We start from the raw sequence: 19,305 nt of genomic DNA, 5'->3' as shown, positions 1-19,305 counted from the left end.
TTCTTCTGAATGGTTCTTTTTTGGAGCATTTCTTCTACAATGACTACAATTTTTTATCGAGTGATTCCCATTGAGAATATCGCAATACATCCATATCCTGTATGGCTTGCGATGGTAGGTCCAAGCGGATATAACTTGACTTCTTTCATCTTAATATTCTCTTCAAGTAATTGTTTTGTTTTTTCAGCACTTTCTAAATCGCCTGCATAAGCAATATAAACAGTTTGTTCTAATGGGGCGACAATGGTTTTGACAGTTTCCTCAACAATTTTTTGTATCGATTTATTTCGTCCTCGTACTTTGCTGATATTCGTCAAACGTCCTTCCTGATCGACTGTGATAATTGGCTTCACGTTTAGAATACTACCTAGTGTAGCACTAGTTTTAGAGATACGTCCCCCACGTTCAAGGTGTTTGAGATCATCAACGGTTACCCAAGAATGTACTTTTAAGTAATTGTTTTCTAACCATTCTAAGTTCTCTTCTAATGTTTTCCCCTCGTTTTTCAATCGAACAGCTTCCAATACTAATAACCCTTCCCCAACGCTTGCGGCTTTTGTATCAAAGACCTTTACTTGTGGATCTGGATATTCTTCTTTTAATAATTCTACTGCTTGTAACGCACTACTATAGGATCCACTTAAAGCACTGGAAAAAGCAACATAAAGGATAGGAATATTTTGTTCAACATAAGGACGGAAAAATTCTAAGTATTGACCCACATTGATTTGTGAGGTCGTTGGGGTAGCCCCATTTCTTAATTGTTCCATATAATGATCATAATTAAACGTTTTTCCCAGATCATCTACTAATTCTTCTTCATCTAACTGGATCTTCATTGATAAATAATCAACCTTGGCTGCTTGTAGCACTTGATATGGCAGATCACAACATGAATCGGTTACGATTTGATACACACACTTCAACTCCTTCAACTTTTCATTTTACCCTTAACTCCTATTATAGCAAATCTCTTGCATGGAAAATAACGTTAACTATGTTTGTAAAAAGGAAAACCATTGTCTTCGTAAAATTTTAATGGATGATTAAAAAGAAGAACAACGCTCACCTCTAAACCAACTTTGATTACTTATTGAAAAAAAACGCCAAAATCTACAAAAATGTTAAAAACAAATTTCGCAGTTTCGACGTTTTCTTTCTTTACCGCATGAGCATTCTTACCTATACTTCTGCTATTTCGTTCATTCTTAAGGAACAAGAATGTCCTGTCTCAACGAACTTAGCTGAATGGCTTAAATTTGTGCCCAGACGCTTTCTAAAATATTTGTTTGTGTTCTATCAGGTCCAACAGAAAATGTTGAAATACGCACACCTACGAGTTCAGAAATACGTCTGACATAGTTACGTGCATTTTCTGGTAATTCAGCAAGTGTTTTGCATGCTGTAATATCTTCAGACCAACCTGGAAGTTCTTCATAAACAGGTTTACAACGTTTCAATTCTTTCAAACTTGCTGGATAATGATAAATCAATTCTCCATCTAGCTCATAAGCTGTACAAATTTTTACTGTATCAAGTCCACTTAAGACATCAATTGAATTAAGGGATAGATTAGTAATTCCTGAAACACGTTTTGAGTGACGCATCACTACTGAATCAAACCATCCCACACGTCGTGGACGACCTGTAGTCGTTCCGTATTCGCGACCAACTTCACGGATTTGTTGTCCCGTCTCATCAAACAATTCAGTTGGGAATGGACCATCTCCTACACGAGAAGTATAAGCTTTACATACACCAACAACTTTATTGATTTTAGATGGACCTACGCCACTACCGATCGTTACGCCACCTGCGACTGGGTTTGAAGAAGTAACAAATGGATAGGTTCCTTGGTCGATATCCAGCATAACCCCTTGTGCGCCTTCAAATAATACTCGTTTTCCTGCATCTAGGGCATCATTTAAAATGACAGATGTATCAGTAACATACTGTTTGATTTGTTGACCATATTCATAATATTCTTCAAATATCGAGTCAAAATCAATTGGCTCAGAATCAAACATTTTTACAAATTGACGGTTTTTATCTTCTAAGTTTAAACGTAAGCGTTCTTCAAAAATTTCTTTGTCTAGTAAGTCAGCGATGCGGATCCCTACACGAGCTGCTTTGTCCATGTATGCTGGTCCGATCCCTTTGATTGTTGTACCGATTTTATTTTCACCTTTTGCATCTTCTTGTAATTGATCCAACTTGATGTGATAAGGCAAAATAACATGTGCTCGGTCAGAAATACGTAAGTTATCAGTAGTTACACCTTTTTCATGTAAATAAGCTAACTCTTTGACTAATGATTTAGGATTGACTACCACACCATTCCCGATCACACTGATTTTATCTTTATAAAAAATCCCCGAAGGAATCAAATGCAGTTTATAAGTAACACCGTTGAATTTGATCGTGTGTCCTGCATTATCGCCACCTTGGTACCGTGCGATCACTTCAGCATTTTCACTAAGAAAGTCAGTAATTTTTCCTTTCCCTTCGTCGCCCCATTGTGTACCTACCACTACTACAGATGACATTTGAACACCTCGTTTTATTTTATTTAATCCTGAATTATTGTAACAATAACTCATTACTTATTCAACTAAAATCGAATGATTCTTTTATTTATTTTATAAAAACGCTTGAAAAACGAACGATGATAAATTTTAAATAGAAACTAGTGTAAATAAAACTATTCAGAGAAGAAAGTTCCTTTAGTACAAAGCAAATAAGATAGTTTTTTAGGGTTTATTACTCGTTGCCACTGACAGAATCGTAATCTAAACATCTTTGCTTATTAGAAATAATGATTACTAGGGTAGACTGCTTCCTAATTTACTATACTATTATTTCCCAAATGTGATTCTGCTGCGTTTTCTTTTGATAAAGAACAGTTGGAATGATCGATAGCTAAAAAAGCACCTCCAAATTAACGAGATAATTTGGAGAATGCTTCTTTATAGTCAATTTATAATCAATATTCTTCTCTCGGGGATAACGACGAAAATTTGTTGTATTCTTTGATAAACAGTAATTCTACTGTACCACGGGCACCACTACGGTTTTTTTCGATGATGACTTCAATGACATTGTCGTTTTTTGGTTCGTTATCCTCATTGTCTTCGCCACCTTCTCTTTCATAGTAATCATCTCGATATAAGAAGGCTACGATATCAGCATCTTGCTCAATGGAACCCGATTCACGGATATCACTTAATACAGGACGTTTATCTTGACGTTGTTCTACTCCACGGGAAAGCTGGGACAACGCAATAACTGGTACTTTTAATTCTTTGGCTAGCTTTTTTAATTGACGTGAAATATCAGATACTTCTTGTTGACGATTTTCTCTCCCGTTTCCTTCAATCAATTGCAAGTAGTCAATCAAGATCAATCCAAGATTTCCTTTTTCCTGCGCTAATTTTCGGCATTTGGCACGAATCTCAGAAATTTTTATTCCTGGAGTATCATCAATAAAGATATTTGCCCGTGACAAACTCCCCATTGCAACGATCAAATTAGACCACTCTTCTTCAGAAAGTTGACCGGTACGCAAATGGCTTGCTTCGATCGATCCTTCCGCACAAAGCATCCGATTGACAAGCGATTCAGCCCCCATTTCCAAACTAAAAATAGCAACTGAACGATCGGTTTTTGTCCCGACATTTTGAGCTATATTTAATGCGAAAGCTGTTTTCCCTACCGCAGGCCGAGCTGCTAGGATGATCAATTCCTCAGGTTGAAAACCTGCTGTCATTTTATCAAGTCCTTGATATCCAGTCGGTAATCCTGTGATTTCTTCATTATTTTGGGCCAGTTGGTCAATATTTTCAATGGTTGAGTTCAAGACTTCTGCAATAGATAGAAAGCCACTGCGGTTTCTTTTTTCTGATACTTCTAAAATACTGCGCTCGGCATCATCCAGAATCGACTGGACTTCTTCCCCTTGTTCAAACCCTTTTGTCACGATCCCAGTAGCTGTTTGGATCAGTGTGCGGAGCAATGATTTTTCTTCAACGATTTTCGCATAATAGACGATATTTGCTGCAGTAGGTACTGCTAACGCTAAATCTGAAAGGTAGCTTAACCCACCAGCATCTTCTAATAAGTTCGCTTGCTCCAACCGATCTTTTACAGTCACTACATCTATTGCTTCATTACGGTCATTTAACTCGATCATTGTTTCAAAAATGATTTGATGTCCCCGACGATAAAAGTCTTTCGGTTCTATGTACTCCATGGCATCAATGATCGTTTCAGCATCTAAAAAAACCGATCCTAAAACCGCTTGTTCAGCTTCAATATTTTGCGGTGGAATTCGATCCTGCCACACTTCATTCATACATATCGCTCCTTGTCTTCAATTGCTTTATTTTACAAGAAAATCGTAAAAAAGTCACTTTAAAAAAGTGAGTGTAATGGTTGCTTATCTTTCGAAATCAATAAAAGAGACAGTCAATACCAAGAATAAGTACAAAAAATACATATGTAGATTCATCAAAATCTTAAACTAGCAAAAACTTTGAGAACGAAGATCCCTTGATAAAATGAAACAACTATAAAAAGTATATCAGTCAAGTGATCCTTTACGCTAGTACCAAACTAGCTATATGTTCAATAGGTTTTGTCATAATCGAAAAAGAAGAAAAAGGAAACTTTTTTTATTTTTTCCTATTTTTTCATTTTTGACAAAAAATAGATCACTTATGATTATTTAATACTATATACTATTGATTGAGCTATAATTCATTACAGAAAACGTTTTCTAGTCCGCACAAAAAATTTTAGGAGGAAATGTGTTACGAAAAAAATGAAACTCGTTGCTATTTTATTGTCTTGTCTGTCTTTATTTGGATCTGTAGTACCAGGAGTAACACAAATCGTTGATGCAGCTGAGAAAACCGCTAGTGTACCAGCTGAAAACCATTTTCAACTAGATAAAGTCACGATTGTCGAATCCAATGAATTATACAAAAATTTTGTGCAAGAAGTGAATCGTCCAGAGATCAAACAACAGTTAATGAATCAGCCAGACTCAGCAGAAACAAAAGCTTTGATCCAGTCTCTTATCTTAAAATATGATGGCGCTGAAGTCCACTATGCTTATGGTGACAATACGTTCGCACGAGGACTTTACGATACTACCGGGTGGTCAGAAAAATTTGTTAATGGTGGTATCAACGATTATGCCACTAGTAAGACAGGATTAGCTAATTTAAGAGACTATTTAGGTTTTTGTTCTGTTGGTTTAGCAGTAAATGGTGCGGGTTATGGTGCTGTAATTGGAGGTGTGATTGGAGCTGTAGTTGGGACAATTATTGGTGCTGCAGTATTAGCCAAACGTTGCGATCAAGGTCAAAGTGATGTAAAAACAATGATTAGTAAAAATAGATCAAATGGAGGAGTGCGGATGACTTTAACAGCAGAATTTCCGATTTGCAGTTTAACGTCACAAACGCAGTGTAGTATATGAGACTGGGAACTTTATTAATTTATTCAACAATCCTTGTGATGATATTACTATTTTTGAAATATCGCAAGAAAAAATAATCTAAGCTTAAAGAGTCTAGGGCATGAACAAAAAAATCTGGTTAATGTCCCACTTTTTTGATCTAGGGTATTAAAAAGCACATAATCTTGTAAGAATAAAGTAGCTAAAATCAATCGAAAAGAAAGTATGCTTTCTATACCATCCTATCAAATATCTTTACCATTAAATGAAAAAATTAGCCGGATTTTGACATGATTCATCAAAATCCGGCTGATTTTCTTTTTGAAAAGAACTCTCAGTCTCTGCGATCATTTCTCAACAAGTCCTATTACAAAAACTCAAGAGACTGCTAACAGAAATGATTGGTGAGGTAGCTATTCTGCTACCACATGCACTTTGATCGTTGCAGTCACTTCATGATGCAATTTGACTGGTACGTTCGTGTAACCTAACGTACGGATTGGATTATTCAATTCGATTTTTCGTTTATCTAGTTTTACTTTGTATTGCTTGTTCAATCCTTCAGCAATTTGTTTTGAAGGGATTGAACCGAATAAACGTCCATCTTCACCCGCTTTGGCTTTCAGTTCGACAACCGTTTCTTCTTTTTCTAAAAATCCTTTTAGTTCTTTTGCTTCTTCTAAAATTTCAGCTTCTTGTTTTTCTTGTGCCTTTTTTTGTCCAGCTAATTGGCTAATACTACTTTTATTTGCTTCTTTTGCCAAATTATTTTTTAATAGGAAATTTTGTGCGTAACCATTCGGTACTTCTTTAACGTCACCTTTTTTTCCTTTACCTTTTACATCTTGTAAGAAAATGACTTTCATATCCATTACTCCTTATCATATAATTGATTCCTATTTTCTTTGATTGCAGCAAGTAAACGCTGTTTGGTTTCTTCTACTGTGACACCTTCCAATTGGGTCGCTGCATTGGTGAAATGACCGCCGCCGCCAAGAGACTCCATGATCACTTGAACATTGATCGTGCCCGAACTACGAGCACTGATCCCGACTAGCCCGTCCGTTCGTTTCGTGATGACAAAAGCCCCATTGATATTGATCATTGATAAGAGGGTGTCTGCCGTTTTCGCAGCGATCACACTATTATATTCCTTTTCATCTGTCCCAGCTGCTACGACAATATCTGAAGTTACATATTCGCTCTGTGCAATCAAATGGCTGATTTCCAAATAGGTTGCTAAATCTGAACTCAATAAATATTGTACTAGGGAAGCATCCGCACTACAAGACCTTAAATAACTTGCTACATCAAAAGTTCGTGCCGTTGTGCGTACATTAAAACTGTTCGTATCAACAGTCATGCCTGCCAATAACAACGTCGCTTCAAAACGATCTAAGCGATTCGTGCGATTGCTTTGATACTGAATTAGTTCTGTCACTAACTCTGAAGCAGAAGAAGCAGAAGATTCGATATACGTCAACAGCGGCTTACTTGGGAACTCCTCCCCGCGTCGATGATGATCAATAATAACGATCTTATCAAATTGCTCATATAGGCTCTGAGAGATCGATAGCGAGGGTTTGTGGTAATCTACCATAACTAGCAGGTCTTCTTCTTTTTTAAGCTCCATCGCTTTTTTGGGCGAAATCAGCTGTGCTTCTAGTTCAGGGTGTTTATGAATTTCCTCTAAACATCGTTCTACGTCTGGAATAATCTCGTTTTCATCAAGTACGATATACGCTTTTTTTTGATTGAAACGAGCTAAGCAACTTACCCCAAATGCTGAACCAATGGCATCCATATCGGGGAATTTATGCCCCATGATAAATACATCGCCAGTTTCAGTAAAAATCTTACGAAGTGCAGTACTCATCGCTCGTGAACGTACACGGGTTCGTTTGACTGACTTAGCTGATTTTCCTCCATAGTAAACAGGTTTTGCTCCCTCACGTAGTTCTTTCACGACAACTTGGTCGCCACCTCGAACTAGAGCAATGTCCAAATTATTTTGGGCTTCTCCCCCAATTTCATCTAACGAATCTTGACCGTAAGCAATCCCCATACTTAGAGTAATTGGCAAATTTTGTCGCTCTGCTTCTGCACGTAAACGATCCAACAGATCAAATTTTTTGTCCATCATTTTTTTCAAATCAATCATTTGTGCGACAAAGAAAAAGCGTTCTGCAGTGATCCGCTTAAAAAAGACATGGTATTCATTCATCCAATCAGACACCATTGTAGTCACAAACGAATTGAGATAAGAAATTTCTTTGTCATCTAACTTATCAATAGCATCTGCATAATTATCAATTGATAAGATACCAATCACTGGTTGGCTGTTGGTTTGATGGAGCTTCAACAATTGATTTTGGGTGATATCGTTGAAATAAACGACCCCCTTTACTGTATCCATTTCAAATTGAAAGGTTCGATCTGCTAAATATACTTGTTTTTTCTTTTTCTCTTTTGCCGTAAAGAAAGCATCTAATAGTTCTTCTTCTGTTAAGCTGCTTTGATCTTTGATTTTTAAGGCGAGTGGGTTCAACCATTCAATTTTTTGGCTTGTTGGTTGGTACGCAATCACACCTACTGGCATCACTTCGGAGACATAAGCAAGATTGTTCTCAGCCACCGTTGAGGCTTGTTGGATTTTTTCACGATTTTTTATCATTAGCCATCGTTTTAATTTCAACCAATAACGTAAGCCAAAAAGGTTCATCAAAAGCACAACCAAAGCGCTAACAAAACGAAATGGCATAAATAATACAACCAGTACTTCAAGCAATAGAAATAAAAAAATGAAGAGAGGTCTAGGGGTTAAGTTTTCTTTTTCTTTTTCCATCTTCTTCCTCCCATAGTTGATTAGTTTAATTTTACCATAACTTCCCGTATTCAAGCGACTAAACAAATGCTTGATTATTTAACTGAAAATACTTTTCACTGTATTAAAAAAAATGGTAGAATAACTTGTTTTCAACCTTGAAATGACAGTTATCATCTAACCTCAAACCGAAATAAAGCAAATTATTACTACTTTGAATGTTCAAATGAGCAATTTATAAAAGGCAAAGGAGCATTATATGAATAAAATGAACAAATTAAGCTTCCATCATATCGGTAAACCAATCGATCTGGAAGAAATCAAAGATCATCCAGAAACAAAGTATAGTCCTTTATTCGATATGTACTCACTGGATGTGAAAAATTCTTTATCTATGCCAATCGAACTCCATGCCTTTGGTCCCGATTGTCGTCTTGATCCAATCATTCAAAAAGAAGCTCATGTTGCTTTTACAGTCGATAACATTGAGCTAGCATTGAAAGGACAAGAAATCATCATGCCTCTTTATCAACCTTTCGCTGGCTACCGTTGTGCAATGATCTTAGTCAATCAGCAACCGATCGAGTTGATTGAGAGCAGCTTGTCGGAAAGTCAGATTTGGGGAGATGGAATTTTTAAAGATAGTATTCTTTATCCCCAATCCTAAACGAAAATCGTGGATGCTTTTCTCTATGATTCTTCTAAGTATAGATGACACTCTTTTTTTTGATAATAAAACATCTAAACATTCATTCTCAAAAAGTAAAAAACGAGGGAACGGTAGTAAAACCATTTCCTCGTTTCATTATTTCAATTAATCTTCACTTACGAAAGGTAGTAAGCCCATGATACGTGCGCGTTTGATAGCAACAGTAATTTTACGTTGGTTTTTAGCGCCTGTACCTGTTACACGACGTGGCAAGATTTTTCCACGTTCTGAGATAAATCTTTTTAGTAATTCAATATCTTTATAATCGATATATTCAATATGGTTAGCAGCAATATAGTCTACTTTACGACGTTTACGTCCGCCTCTTCTTTGTTGTGCCATTCTATTTCCCTCCTATCAAATTCGTTTAGAATGGTAAATCATCGTCTGAAATGTCGATCGTTGAACTTGAACCAAATGGATCAGAATTGTCACGATCAAAATCAGGCATACCGTTGGATGATTGAGATGTTTGATTATAGTTATTACTTCCGCCAAAATCATTTGTCGATTGACCAGAGCTTTGGTAACCGCCAGTTTGTTGACGATTTTCAGATGCAGCACGACTTTCCAATAATTGGAAGTTTTCAGCAACTACTTCTGTTACGTATACACGTTGTCCTTGCTGATTATCATAAGAACGAGTTTGGATACGTCCAGTAACTCCTAAAAGAGTCCCCTTACGAGCATAGTTTGCTAATGTCTCTGCTGATTTACGCCAAATCACACAATTAATAAAGTCAGCCTCACGATTGCCGTTTTGGCTAGTAAAATTACGATTAACAGCTAAAGTAAACGTTGCTACTGCAGTGCCACTTGATGTATATCGTAAATCCGGATCTTTAGTTAGACGTCCAACTAGTACAACATTATTAATCAAAAGATTCATCTCCTCTCATCGTTGTTCTATTGTTCCACATGAAACAATAAATTATGCTTCTTCTTTCACGATCATGTGACGAATGATATCGTCGTTGATTTTAGCAAGACGGTCAAATTCATTGACAGCAGTTGCTGATGATGGAGAAGACACTTTAACGATGTGATAGATACCTTCACGGTAACCGTTCATTTCATACGCTAAACGGCGTTTTTCCCAATCTTTAGATTCGATAACTTCAGCTCCGTTATCTTTCAAGATTGCATCGAAACGTTCGATTAAAGCAGTTTTTGCTTCTTCATCAATGTTTGGACGAATAATGTACATGATTTCATATTTCGTATTTTCCATTGATTTTCACCTCCCTATGGACTTTCGGCTCTTAGATTCCCAAGAGCAAGGAGAGTTTTCTAATAAATTAGACTACTCACAATCTTTAATTATACACGCATAGAGTGAAAAAAGCAATAAGCTGAAGGGAAAATAGTGTAGAAAGAAGTTTTAATAAAATGCTTTACTAAATGACTGCCGAAACTTCTCTTTTTGAATCTCTTGAAAAACACGATCTCCTACAATAACAAAGTATAAAAACTACAAGAGCTATTCGTAGGTGGATTCTTTTTTATGTTGCAAAAGAATCCATGAACATAAAACAATAATAAGCCACAACCTCCGATAATCATTGTGTATCGGAGGTTGTGGCTTATTTTTACAAGCTTCCCATCGCTGAGACAAGCCCTGTTTTTTGACTATTCTTCTGTTTTATCTATTGTGGTATCTTCCACGGTCTCTGTTGGTGTCTCAGTTTCTTCTGTGCTTTCTGGCTCGACGGCCGCCATTGTCACAACCTTCGTATCAGCTTCCATTTTGATCAAACGTACGCCTAGTGTAGCACGTCCAGTTTGAGAAACAGTTGAGACATTGAAACGAATAATAACGCCTTTATCTGTGATCAGCATGATATCTTCTGTTCCAACAATCGTGGCTAGTCCAGCTAATGGACCATTTTTTTCAGTGATATTGGCTGTTTTGATCCCTTTACCGCCGCGACCTTTCACTGGATACTCTTTCACTTTCGTTCGTTTACCATAGCCTTTTTCAGTAATGATCAAGACTTCATGATTTTCATTCATCAAGGCAGCACCAATCACATAATCGTCTTCTCTTAAACGAATACCTCGAACTCCTGACGCTGTCCGTCCCATATCCCGAACAGCTCCTTCCGCAAACGTTACCGAATAACCATCATGTGTACCAATGATAATGTTTGATTGACCATCTGTTAACAACACGTTGACTAATTCATCGTCTTCTTTTAAGCCAATCGCAATCAATCCATTACTGCGGATATTCGCAAAAGCAGTTACGGTGGTCCGTTTCACCGTTCCTTGACGAGTAGTGAAGAAGAGGTAATGTCCTTCTTGAGCTTCACCGGTGACTGCAATAATTGCTTGAATTTTTTCACTTGAATCGATCCCTAACAAGTTAATGATCGGGATTCCTTTCGCAGTTCGACCATATTCTGGAATTTCATATCCTTTGGCACGATAGACTTTCCCGTTATTGGTAAAGAACAGCAAGGTGTCATGTGTCGAACAAGAGACAAGGTTTTTGACGAAGTCATCGTTATGCACGCCCATTCCTTGTACACCACGTCCACCACGACGTTGTGCTCTAAATTCATTGTTCGCTAAGCGTTTGATATACCCATTGTTCGTGAGTGTAATAACGATTTCTTCTTCTTCGATCAAGTCTTCATCTTCAAGACTTAAAACTTCACCCACTAGTAATTCTGTACGACGTTTGTCACCAAAACGTTGGTTTAATTCTGCTAACTCTGTTTTGATGATTTCGGTCACACGTTCTGGACGAGCAAGAATATCCGTTAAATCTTCGATCAATCGTAATAATTCTTGGTATTCATTTTCGATTTTCTCACGTTCTAAACCAGTTAGACGACGTAAACGCATATCTAAGATCGCTTGCGCTTGTCGATCAGATAATTCAAAACGATCAATCATCGTTGTTTTTGCTTCATCGTCAGATTTAGACCCACGGATAATTGCAATGATTTCATCAATATGGTCCAATGCGATCCGTAAACCTTCTAAAATGTGAGCTCGTGCTTCTGCCTTTTCTTTTTCAAAAATCGTTCGGCGAGTGATCACTTCACGCTGATGCTCTACATAGTTTTCAAGTATTTGTTTAAGACTCAGTACTTTAGGAACGCCTTTTTCAATGGCCAGCATATTGAAACCAAATGAATTTTGTAATGAAGTCAACTTATACAGGTTATTTAAAATAACCGAAGCACTTGCATCACGGCGGATATCGATAACGATCCGCATTCCTTCACGGGAAGACTCATCACGCAAATCCGTAATTCCTTCAATCCGTTTATCGCGGTGTAATTCAGAGATTCGTTCGATCAATTTTGCTTTATTGACCATATAAGGAAGTTCCGTTACGATAATTCGTTCTTTGCCATTAGGCATCTCCGTGATTTCTACTTTTGCTCGAACAGTTATTGAGCCTTTCCCCGTTTCGTAAGCACGGCGAATACCTGATTTACCCATTACGAGACCACCGGTTGGAAAATCGGGACCAGGTAAAACTTCCATCAATTCATTGGTTGTTACTTCTGGATTTTCCATCAATAGATCGATCGCTGCTACTACCTCAGATAAATTATGAGGAGGGATATTCGTCGCCATACCAACTGCGATCCCTGTTGTTCCGTTAACTAGCAGATTAGGAAAGCGTGCTGGAAGTACGACTGGTTCCCTTTCTGTATCGTCATAGTTACTTTGGAAATCTACAGTATTTTTATTGATATCCCGTAGCATCTCCGTGGCAATTTTACTCATACGTGCTTCGGTGTACCGCATCGCAGCTGCTCCATCACCATCGACAGAACCAAAGTTACCATGTCCATCCACTAGCATGTACCGATAACTAAATGGTTGTGCCATCCGTACCATGGATTCATAAATAGCACTGTCTCCATGGGGGTGATACTTACCCATAACATCCCCAACGATTCTGGCAGATTTTTTATGGGCTTTATCTGGGGTCACACCCAATTCGTTCATCCCGTATAAAATACGGCGATGAACAGGTTTTAACCCATCTCGAACATCCGGTAGTGCACGAGCAACAATAACACTCATCGCATAATCGATGAAGGAGTCTTTCATTTCGCTAGTTAGATTGACATCATGGATGTTCTCTCTGATTTCTTCACTCATCTTTTTTCCTCCTTCATGACTAAATATCTAAGTTTTTCACATAATGGGCATTTTCTTCAATGAATGCACGACGAGGTTCCACTCGATCACCCATTAACATTTCAAAAATTTGATCAGCTGCGATAGCATCATCCACACTAACACGAGCCATCATACGATTGCTAGGGTCCATCGTTGTTTCCCATAGTTGATGGTCATCCATTTCACCTAACCCTTTGTATCGTTGAACACTTGGTTTTGGTGTAGCTGGTAGAGAAGCAACTACTTGTTTCAAATCTTCTTCAGCGTTTTTACCGGGTTGTACATACGTGATTTTTTTCCCTTGTTTTACCCCGTATAGCGGCGGTTGTGCAATATAAACATATCCCGCTTCAACAATTGGGCGCATATAACGATAAAACAAGGTTAAGAGCAATGTTCGAATATGGGCACCATCGACATCGGCATCCGTCATAATCACTAATTTGTGGTAACGAGCTTTGGAAACATCGAAGTCTTCACCGAATCCTGTTCCCATAGCGGTAAATAAAGAGCGGATTTCTTCATTGGCTAGAATTTTATCCATACTTGCTTTTTCAACATTTAATATTTTCCCACGAATCGGTAAAATTGCTTGAAATTCACGATTTCGCCCTTGTTTTGCTGAACCGCCGGCAGAATCTCCTTCGACGATGAACAATTCGCATTTTTCTGGATCATTACTTGAGCAATCCGCCAGTTTACCAGGCAAATTACTGATTTCTAATGCGCCTTTTCTTCTGGTTACTTCACGGGCACGTTTCGCTGCTAGACGTGCTTTAGAAGCCAACAATCCTTTTTCAATGATTTGTCGTCCAACACTTGGATTTTCTAACAAGAATTTCATGAAATGCTCGCTAAACAGACGATCTGTTACTGTCCGAACTTCAGAATTACCTAATTTTGTTTTGGTTTGCCCTTCAAATTGTGGATCTGGGTGTTTGATCGAAATTACTGCGGTCAGTCCTTCCCGCACATCTTCACCAGTTAAGTTATCATCATTTTCTTTCATCAATTTTTGTTTACGTGCATAGTCATTGATCACACGTGTCAACGCTGTCTTGAAGCCAGATTCATGTGTACCACCTTCATAAGTATGGATATTATTTGCAAAACTCATGATGTTGGAGTGGTAACCATCGGTATATTGCATGGAAACTTCTACCGTGATGTCTTGTTGTTCTCCTTCTAAATAAACTGGCTCTGGAAAAATGACCGTTTTATTTGCATTCAAATATTCCACATAGCTCTTGATCCCACCGTCATAATGGTACTCTTTTACTACTGGAGATTCTTCTCTCTTATCTTCAATCGAGATCTTCATTCCCCGGTTCAAGAATGCTAATTCGCGGATACGGGTCGCTAGCTTATTAAAATCAAAAACTGTTGTTTCCGTAAAGATTTCTGGATCTGGTATAAAATGAACAGTTGTCCCGTTTCGATCGGTTTGTTCAATAATCTTCAGATCATCGACAACAGCACCACGACGATATTCCTGATAGTACACATTTCCATCTTTGTAGACTTTTACATCAAGCTGAGTGGAGAGCGCATTTACAACCGAAGAACCTACCCCGTGAAGACCACCAGATACTTTATAACCGCCTCCGCCGAATTTCCCACCAGCATGGAGTACCGTAAACACCGTTTCTACCGCTGGACGACCAGTTTTGGCTTGGATATCAACGGGGATACCTCGGCCATCATCGATGACAGTAATACTGTTATCTTTTTCAATTATTACTTGGATTTTCGTCGCAAATCCTGCTAGGACTTCATCGATAGAGTTATCAACGATTTCCCATACTAAGTGATGTAATCCTTCCGAACTTGTGGAGCCGATATACATACCAGGACGTTTTCGAACGGCTTCAAGTCCTTCAAGAACTTGGATCTGACTGGCATCATATTCTTTTGCACGTTCTACTAAACTTTTTTCATCTGTCATTTAGCCTTCTTCTCCTTTTATTTCCCCTTGCTGAACATAAAAAATCTCTGGTTCAACAGTCATTTTGTTTTTTACATGATCAAGTGTCGTTGTTGTTAAGAAAGTCTGTACCTTTCCTTCAATCGTTTCTAGTAAATGTAGTTGGCGATTATCATCTAGCTCACTCATTACATCATCAAGTAAAAGAATTGGATACTCCCCAGTTTCTTCTTTGATCAAATCAATTTCAGCCAACTTGACACTTAAAGCAGTGGTCCGCTGCTGTCCTTGAGAACCATACGTTTGCACGTTTTTTTGATTGACGAAAAAAGAAAGATCATCACGATGTGGTCCAATTGTCGTTGTTCCGCGAAACATATCTTTCTTTTTGTTTTGATTCAACAATTCTAAAAATTGTGTTTGGATCTCTTCTTGTGTTTGTGTGCTTAAAGAAGAAAACGAGGTGACATATTCAATCTCTAATTGCTCTTTTTGATGGGTGATTTGTTGGTGCAATGTATTTGCCCAAAATTCCAGTCGTCGAACAAACTGTGCACGTGCTTTCAATACTTTACTTCCAAATTCAGCTAACTGTTCAGATAAAATATCTAAATAAAGTAAATCTGTTTGTTTTTTTTCATTCAGTTGTTTCAAATATTGATTTCTTTGTTTTAGGATACCTTGATATTGAACCAAATCGTAAAGATAGATCGGATTGATCTGTCCTAACTCCATATCAAGAAATTTTCGCCTAATCTGCGGACTACCCTTTACTAATGAAAGGTCTTCAGGTGCAAATAAAATGACATTTAATTGACCAACATAGCTACTTAATTTTTTTTGTTCGATATGATTGATCTTTGTTTTGCGTCCCTTTTTTGAAAGAAGGATCTCCAAAGGAATCTTAGAGGTTCCTTTTGTCACTTCGCCCTGGATCAGTGCTTGCTCGCCTTGCCATCCGATCAATTCTTGCTCACTGCTAGTACGGTGACTTCTCGTCATAGCCAAAACATAAATACTTTCCAAAAGATTCGTCTTACCTTGGGCATTTTCTCCTAAAAAAATGACAAGGTTTTTAGTAAACGTAATCTTTAATTCCTGATAGTTTCGATAATTTTTTAGATACAGCTTATTCAGCCTCATTATCGTTTATTCCTTTTTTTACCATAAAAAAAGTTCCCACTTCTGGAACTTCAACCATCATGCCGGGATAAAGTTTTCGTCCACGACGATTCTCTGGTTCGCCGTCTACCAAGACAGTGTTTTCAGCTAAATACCATTTTGCTTGTCCACCACTGCTAATTACTGTGACTTCTTTTAGCATTTGACCCAACGTCATAAATTCTGTTTTTAGAATGACTTGTTGTTTCAATGTTCATCCCTCATTTTCATTAATAAATGTATACTCTATTATACCTTTTTTTAGGCAATAAAACAAATTTATCCATATATTTTTCCATATAAGACGATTTAAGCGAAAAAAGGTGTTTTAAACAAAAATAAACAAAAAGCCTTAAAAGTGATTTTATGGCTTTTTGTTTATTTTTTGTTTTTTTCATTACTTTTTCAAAATGATATACAGATTAGTTCGTACGTACTGGTGTGATTAACTGGATAAATTGAACACCATCTTCTGTTGGTTCTAATGTAAACGGACGAATAGAAGAAATAAATTTCACTTTGATACTCATATCACCAAACGCACGTAACGCAGCTTTCATGTAATCAGGGTTAAAGGAAATATCCAAAGGATCCCCACTACTTGCCACATAATTCAGACTTTCTTCTACTTTTCCGATTTCAGGTGAGTTTCCATATAGAATCACCGCATCTGATTGGATGGATAAACGAACGATATTATTACGTCCTTCATGAGAAAGTAATGAGGCACGTTCAATCGCTGCAAGGAAACTTGGAACAGAAAATTCTACTTCTGTATTGAAGCTTGAAGGAATCAACCGATTCGTATCGGGGTAGTTTCCTTCCAACAGACGGGAATAAAAATACATGTTTTCTGTTTTAAAGAGTACTTGGTTTTCCATGATACTGATCTCAACGATTTCTTCTTCATTTGTCAATGAACGAGATAATTCAGTCAGACTTTTACCAGGAATCACGATATCAAAATGATCAGCTGCTTGTTCAACTGGAATCACTCGTTGGCTTAGACGGTGGGAGTCAGTTGCGACAGCCAAAAGAGAATTTCCCTCTAAAATAAAATGGACCCCTGTTAGAATTGGACGACTTTCATGTTGTGAGACAGCGAATACTGTTTCATTGATCAATTTCGTTAAGACATGTACCGGTAATTTCATTTGATTATGGCTTTCAACGACAGGTAAATGAGGGTAATTGTCTGCATCTAACCCATTTACTAAGAAGTTGGCTTTTCCTGAAGTAATGGCTACTTGTTTATTCTCTAAGACTTCAAGAGTAAAGGTGTCTTCTGGTAAGCGACGGATAATTTCACTAAAGAAACGAGCTTGTAACACAATTGCTCCAGTTGATTCAATTTGCATTTGGGCTTTTTCATTTTCAACAGATAAAAAAGTTTCAATAGAAATATCTGCATTACTCCCAGTTAGCGTTAATCCTTCTTGAGTCAAAGTAATTTTGACTCCAGTCAAGATTGGAATAGTGGTTTTACTTGAAATAGCACGTTGAACAGTTTGCAATTCTTGCATAAAACTTGCTCGATTTAAAGTTACTTTCATGTTGTGTCTCCTTTAAGCGTTTATTTATTATTAGTTAATATATAAATAATAAAAGTATTAGGTACTGTTGATTCTGTGGAAAACTAAAAAAATGCAAGAAATAAAAGAAAAAACAGCTGTGGAAAATCTGTGTATAACTTTTAGGCTTTTTTTGATTTTATCCACAAAGCGTTTTTTCGTTTTTCAAAGTTAATTTAATAAGAAATTTTTGATTTCGGATACTTCATTTTGCATGCTGACACTTGATTCCATTAATTGCTGGATTTTTTCGTGAGCATGAATCACTGTTGTATGGTCTTTCCCACCAAATTCAGCACCAATTTTTGGTAAAGAACTATCCGTTAGCTCTCTTGCTAAGTACATAGCGATTTGTCTCGGTACAACGATTGATTTGACACGTTTTTTTCCTTTTAGGTCTTTTAACTGAATATGATAATATTTCGCGACTTCTTCTTGGATCTGTAAGATAGATAATTGCGGATGACCTTTACCAGATTTTAGTGTTTTCAGTGCATCTGCAGCTAAACTAGTTGAGATATCTTCACTATTCATCGCAGCAAATGCTTGAACACGAACGAGTGCTCCTTCTAATTCACGGATGTTTGAATCAATTTGTCCGGCAATGTAACTCAAGGTATCATCGGGTATTTCCAAACGTTCGGCTGCTGCTTTTTTACGTAAAATCGCAGTTCTCGTTTCTAAATCGGGTGGTGTGATATCAACTGACAATCCCCACGCAAAACGTGAAACCAAACGTTCTTGTAATTTTGGAATCTCATTTGGTAAACGATCACTCGTCAATACAATTTGTTTTCCTTCATTGTAGAGTGCATTGAAAGTATGGAAAAATTCTTCCTGTGTTGCTTCTTTTTCAGCAAAGAATTGAATATCATCGACCAGCAAAAGATCGACGTTTCGGTATTCTTGGCGAAATTCCTCTGCAGTTTTGTTTTGGATCGAGTTAATAAAGTCATTGGCAAATGTTTCACTACTAACGTATTTGACCTTTGCATCAGGCTCGCTTAACAACATTTGATGTCCGATAGCATGCATCAAATGGGTTTTACCGAGGCCGACACCACCATAAAAGAACAAAGGATTATAAATGGAACCAGGGTCTTCTGCAACGACTAAAGCTGCCGCATGAGCCATTTGGTTTCCTTTACCGATAACGAAGGTATCAAATGTATATTTCGGGTTCAACATCGCCTTCTTTATTGGATTTGCAACAGGTATTTTAGGACTTTTGATTTCTTCGACGACTTCTTGCTCCACCTCTTCACCAGTTACAAACCTTGGAATGATCTCTTTTCCAGTTAGCATGTAACCAACTTCAACAATTTTGGTTGTTAGATTCTTTTCCCAATATTCTTTATGAATTTTACTTGGTACTTCGACGACTAATTGACTCTGATCCAATGAACGTGGATGAGCGGTTTCGATCCAAGTATTATAGCTCGCAGGTGAGAGATCCTTTTGATAAGTTGTTTTTAATTCGTTCCATAAAGCATCGAGGGATACCAT

At 37.5% G+C, this 19,305-nt stretch carries 16 protein-coding genes; 2 read left to right on the top strand and 14 right to left on the bottom strand.

Features of this window, described 5'->3' with window-relative positions:
- Window positions 1–53: 53 nt before the first annotated feature.
- The 3 genes from IGJ18_RS00080 to dnaB all read right to left on the bottom strand — a co-directional run bounded on the left by IGJ18_RS00080 (window position 54) and on the right by dnaB (window position 4,351).
- Window positions 54–917, bottom strand: a complete 864-nt coding sequence (locus IGJ18_RS00080) for a DegV family protein (RefSeq protein WP_010736781.1) — start codon at window positions 915–917, stop codon at window positions 54–56.
- A gap of 336 nt (window positions 918–1,253) precedes the next feature.
- Window positions 1,254–2,546: an adenylosuccinate synthase gene (locus IGJ18_RS00075; protein WP_010720491.1), complete on the bottom strand. Its 1,293-nt coding sequence runs from the start codon at window positions 2,544–2,546 to the stop codon at window positions 1,254–1,256.
- Between the two features lie 437 nt (window positions 2,547–2,983).
- Entirely contained in the window at window positions 2,984–4,351 is a 1,368-nt protein-coding gene (gene dnaB / locus IGJ18_RS00070; RefSeq protein ID WP_010720492.1) for a replicative DNA helicase, read from the bottom strand.
- A gap of 468 nt (window positions 4,352–4,819) precedes the next feature.
- Here dnaB and IGJ18_RS00065 point away from each other — a divergent pair, with 468 nt between their 5' ends.
- A complete protein-coding gene (locus tag IGJ18_RS00065; RefSeq protein ID WP_226062565.1) occupies window positions 4,820–5,482 on the top strand; it encodes a glycine zipper family protein in 663 nt (220 codons plus the stop codon).
- A gap of 392 nt (window positions 5,483–5,874) precedes the next feature.
- On the opposite strand, the gene rplI is transcribed toward IGJ18_RS00065, so the two are convergent.
- Together rplI and IGJ18_RS00055 are read right to left on the bottom strand one after the other, a co-directional pair.
- Window positions 5,875–6,327, bottom strand: a complete 453-nt coding sequence (gene rplI / locus IGJ18_RS00060; RefSeq protein ID WP_010720494.1) for a 50S ribosomal protein L9 — start codon at window positions 6,325–6,327, stop codon at window positions 5,875–5,877.
- A gap of 5 nt (window positions 6,328–6,332) precedes the next feature.
- Window positions 6,333–8,306 (bottom strand): DHH family phosphoesterase, encoded by a 1,974-nt coding sequence (locus tag IGJ18_RS00055; protein WP_063626389.1) that lies wholly within the window; start codon window positions 8,304–8,306, stop codon window positions 6,333–6,335.
- 238 nt (window positions 8,307–8,544) lie between these two features.
- On the opposite strand from IGJ18_RS00055, the gene IGJ18_RS00050 reads away from it, so the two are divergent.
- Window positions 8,545–8,952 (top strand): hypothetical protein, encoded by a 408-nt coding sequence (locus IGJ18_RS00050; RefSeq protein ID WP_010736777.1) that lies wholly within the window; start codon window positions 8,545–8,547, stop codon window positions 8,950–8,952.
- A gap of 147 nt (window positions 8,953–9,099) precedes the next feature.
- Here the strand turns inward: IGJ18_RS00050 and rpsR are convergent, their stop codons facing one another.
- The 9 genes from rpsR to dnaA all read right to left on the bottom strand — a co-directional run.
- Complete coding sequence (gene rpsR, locus IGJ18_RS00045; RefSeq protein ID WP_002288370.1) at window positions 9,100–9,336, bottom strand: 30S ribosomal protein S18; 237 nt, start codon at window positions 9,334–9,336, stop codon at window positions 9,100–9,102.
- Between the two features lie 25 nt (window positions 9,337–9,361).
- A complete protein-coding gene (ssb, locus tag IGJ18_RS00040) occupies window positions 9,362–9,874 on the bottom strand; it encodes a single-stranded DNA-binding protein (protein WP_010720497.1) in 513 nt (170 codons plus the stop codon).
- Between the two features lie 51 nt (window positions 9,875–9,925).
- Window positions 9,926–10,225: a 30S ribosomal protein S6 gene (gene rpsF, locus IGJ18_RS00035; RefSeq protein ID WP_010720498.1), complete on the bottom strand. Its 300-nt coding sequence runs from the start codon at window positions 10,223–10,225 to the stop codon at window positions 9,926–9,928.
- Between the two features lie 398 nt (window positions 10,226–10,623).
- Window positions 10,624–13,122 carry a DNA gyrase subunit A gene (gene gyrA, locus IGJ18_RS00030; protein ID WP_010720499.1) on the bottom strand — a complete coding sequence of 833 codons (2,499 nt, stop codon included), beginning with the start codon at window positions 13,120–13,122 and terminating at the stop codon, window positions 10,624–10,626.
- A 19-nt stretch (window positions 13,123–13,141) separates the two neighbouring features.
- Window positions 13,142–15,088 (bottom strand): DNA topoisomerase (ATP-hydrolyzing) subunit B, encoded by a 1,947-nt coding sequence (gene gyrB / locus IGJ18_RS00025; RefSeq protein ID WP_010736776.1) that lies wholly within the window; start codon window positions 15,086–15,088, stop codon window positions 13,142–13,144.
- A complete protein-coding gene (gene recF, locus IGJ18_RS00020) occupies window positions 15,089–16,210 on the bottom strand; it encodes a DNA replication/repair protein RecF (RefSeq protein ID WP_034697664.1) in 1,122 nt (373 codons plus the stop codon).
- Window positions 16,197–16,439: a S4 domain-containing protein YaaA gene (yaaA, locus tag IGJ18_RS00015; protein ID WP_010720502.1), complete on the bottom strand. Its 243-nt coding sequence runs from the start codon at window positions 16,437–16,439 to the stop codon at window positions 16,197–16,199. Before yaaA ends, recF begins: the two co-directional genes overlap by 14 nt.
- A gap of 211 nt (window positions 16,440–16,650) precedes the next feature.
- Window positions 16,651–17,781 carry a DNA polymerase III subunit beta gene (dnaN, locus tag IGJ18_RS00010; RefSeq protein WP_010720503.1) on the bottom strand — a complete coding sequence of 377 codons (1,131 nt, stop codon included), beginning with the start codon at window positions 17,779–17,781 and terminating at the stop codon, window positions 16,651–16,653.
- 189 nt (window positions 17,782–17,970) lie between these two features.
- The coding region (dnaA, locus tag IGJ18_RS00005; protein ID WP_010720504.1) for a chromosomal replication initiator protein DnaA at window positions 17,971–19,305 on the bottom strand (1,335 nt) is incomplete at its 5' end.

Source organism: Enterococcus sp. AZ078 (assembly GCF_051714985.1).
Classification (GTDB): Bacteria; Bacillota; Bacilli; order Lactobacillales; family Enterococcaceae; genus Enterococcus_B; species Enterococcus_B hirae.
The sequence above is the reverse complement of the archived record's forward strand: the minus strand, read 5'-3'. Positions and strand labels throughout refer to the sequence as shown.

Coding starts and splice junctions, on each gene's coding strand:
- IGJ18_RS00055 (WP_063626389.1), bottom strand. CDS start 8,306: ATGGAAAAAGAAAAAGAAAACTTAACCCCTAGACCTCTCTTCATTTTT.
- dnaN (WP_010720503.1), bottom strand. CDS start 17,781: ATGAAAGTAACTTTAAATCGAGCAAGTTTTATGCAAGAATTGCAAACT.
- IGJ18_RS00075 (WP_010720491.1), bottom strand. CDS start 2,546: ATGTCATCTGTAGTAGTGGTAGGTACACAATGGGGCGACGAAGGGAAA.
- IGJ18_RS00065 (WP_226062565.1), top strand. CDS start 4,820: ATGAAACTCGTTGCTATTTTATTGTCTTGTCTGTCTTTATTTGGATCT.
- rplI (WP_010720494.1), bottom strand. CDS start 6,327: ATGAAAGTCATTTTCTTACAAGATGTAAAAGGTAAAGGAAAAAAAGGT.
- recF (WP_034697664.1), bottom strand. CDS start 16,210: ATGAGGCTGAATAAGCTGTATCTAAAAAATTATCGAAACTATCAGGAA.
- gyrA (WP_010720499.1), bottom strand. CDS start 13,122: ATGAGTGAAGAAATCAGAGAGAACATCCATGATGTCAATCTAACTAGC.
- IGJ18_RS00050 (WP_010736777.1), top strand. CDS start 8,545: ATGAATAAAATGAACAAATTAAGCTTCCATCATATCGGTAAACCAATC.
- rpsR (WP_002288370.1), bottom strand. CDS start 9,336: ATGGCACAACAAAGAAGAGGCGGACGTAAACGTCGTAAAGTAGACTAT.
- rpsF (WP_010720498.1), bottom strand. CDS start 10,225: ATGGAAAATACGAAATATGAAATCATGTACATTATTCGTCCAAACATT.
- gyrB (WP_010736776.1), bottom strand. CDS start 15,088: ATGACAGATGAAAAAAGTTTAGTAGAACGTGCAAAAGAATATGATGCC.
- dnaB (WP_010720492.1), bottom strand. CDS start 4,351: ATGAATGAAGTGTGGCAGGATCGAATTCCACCGCAAAATATTGAAGCT.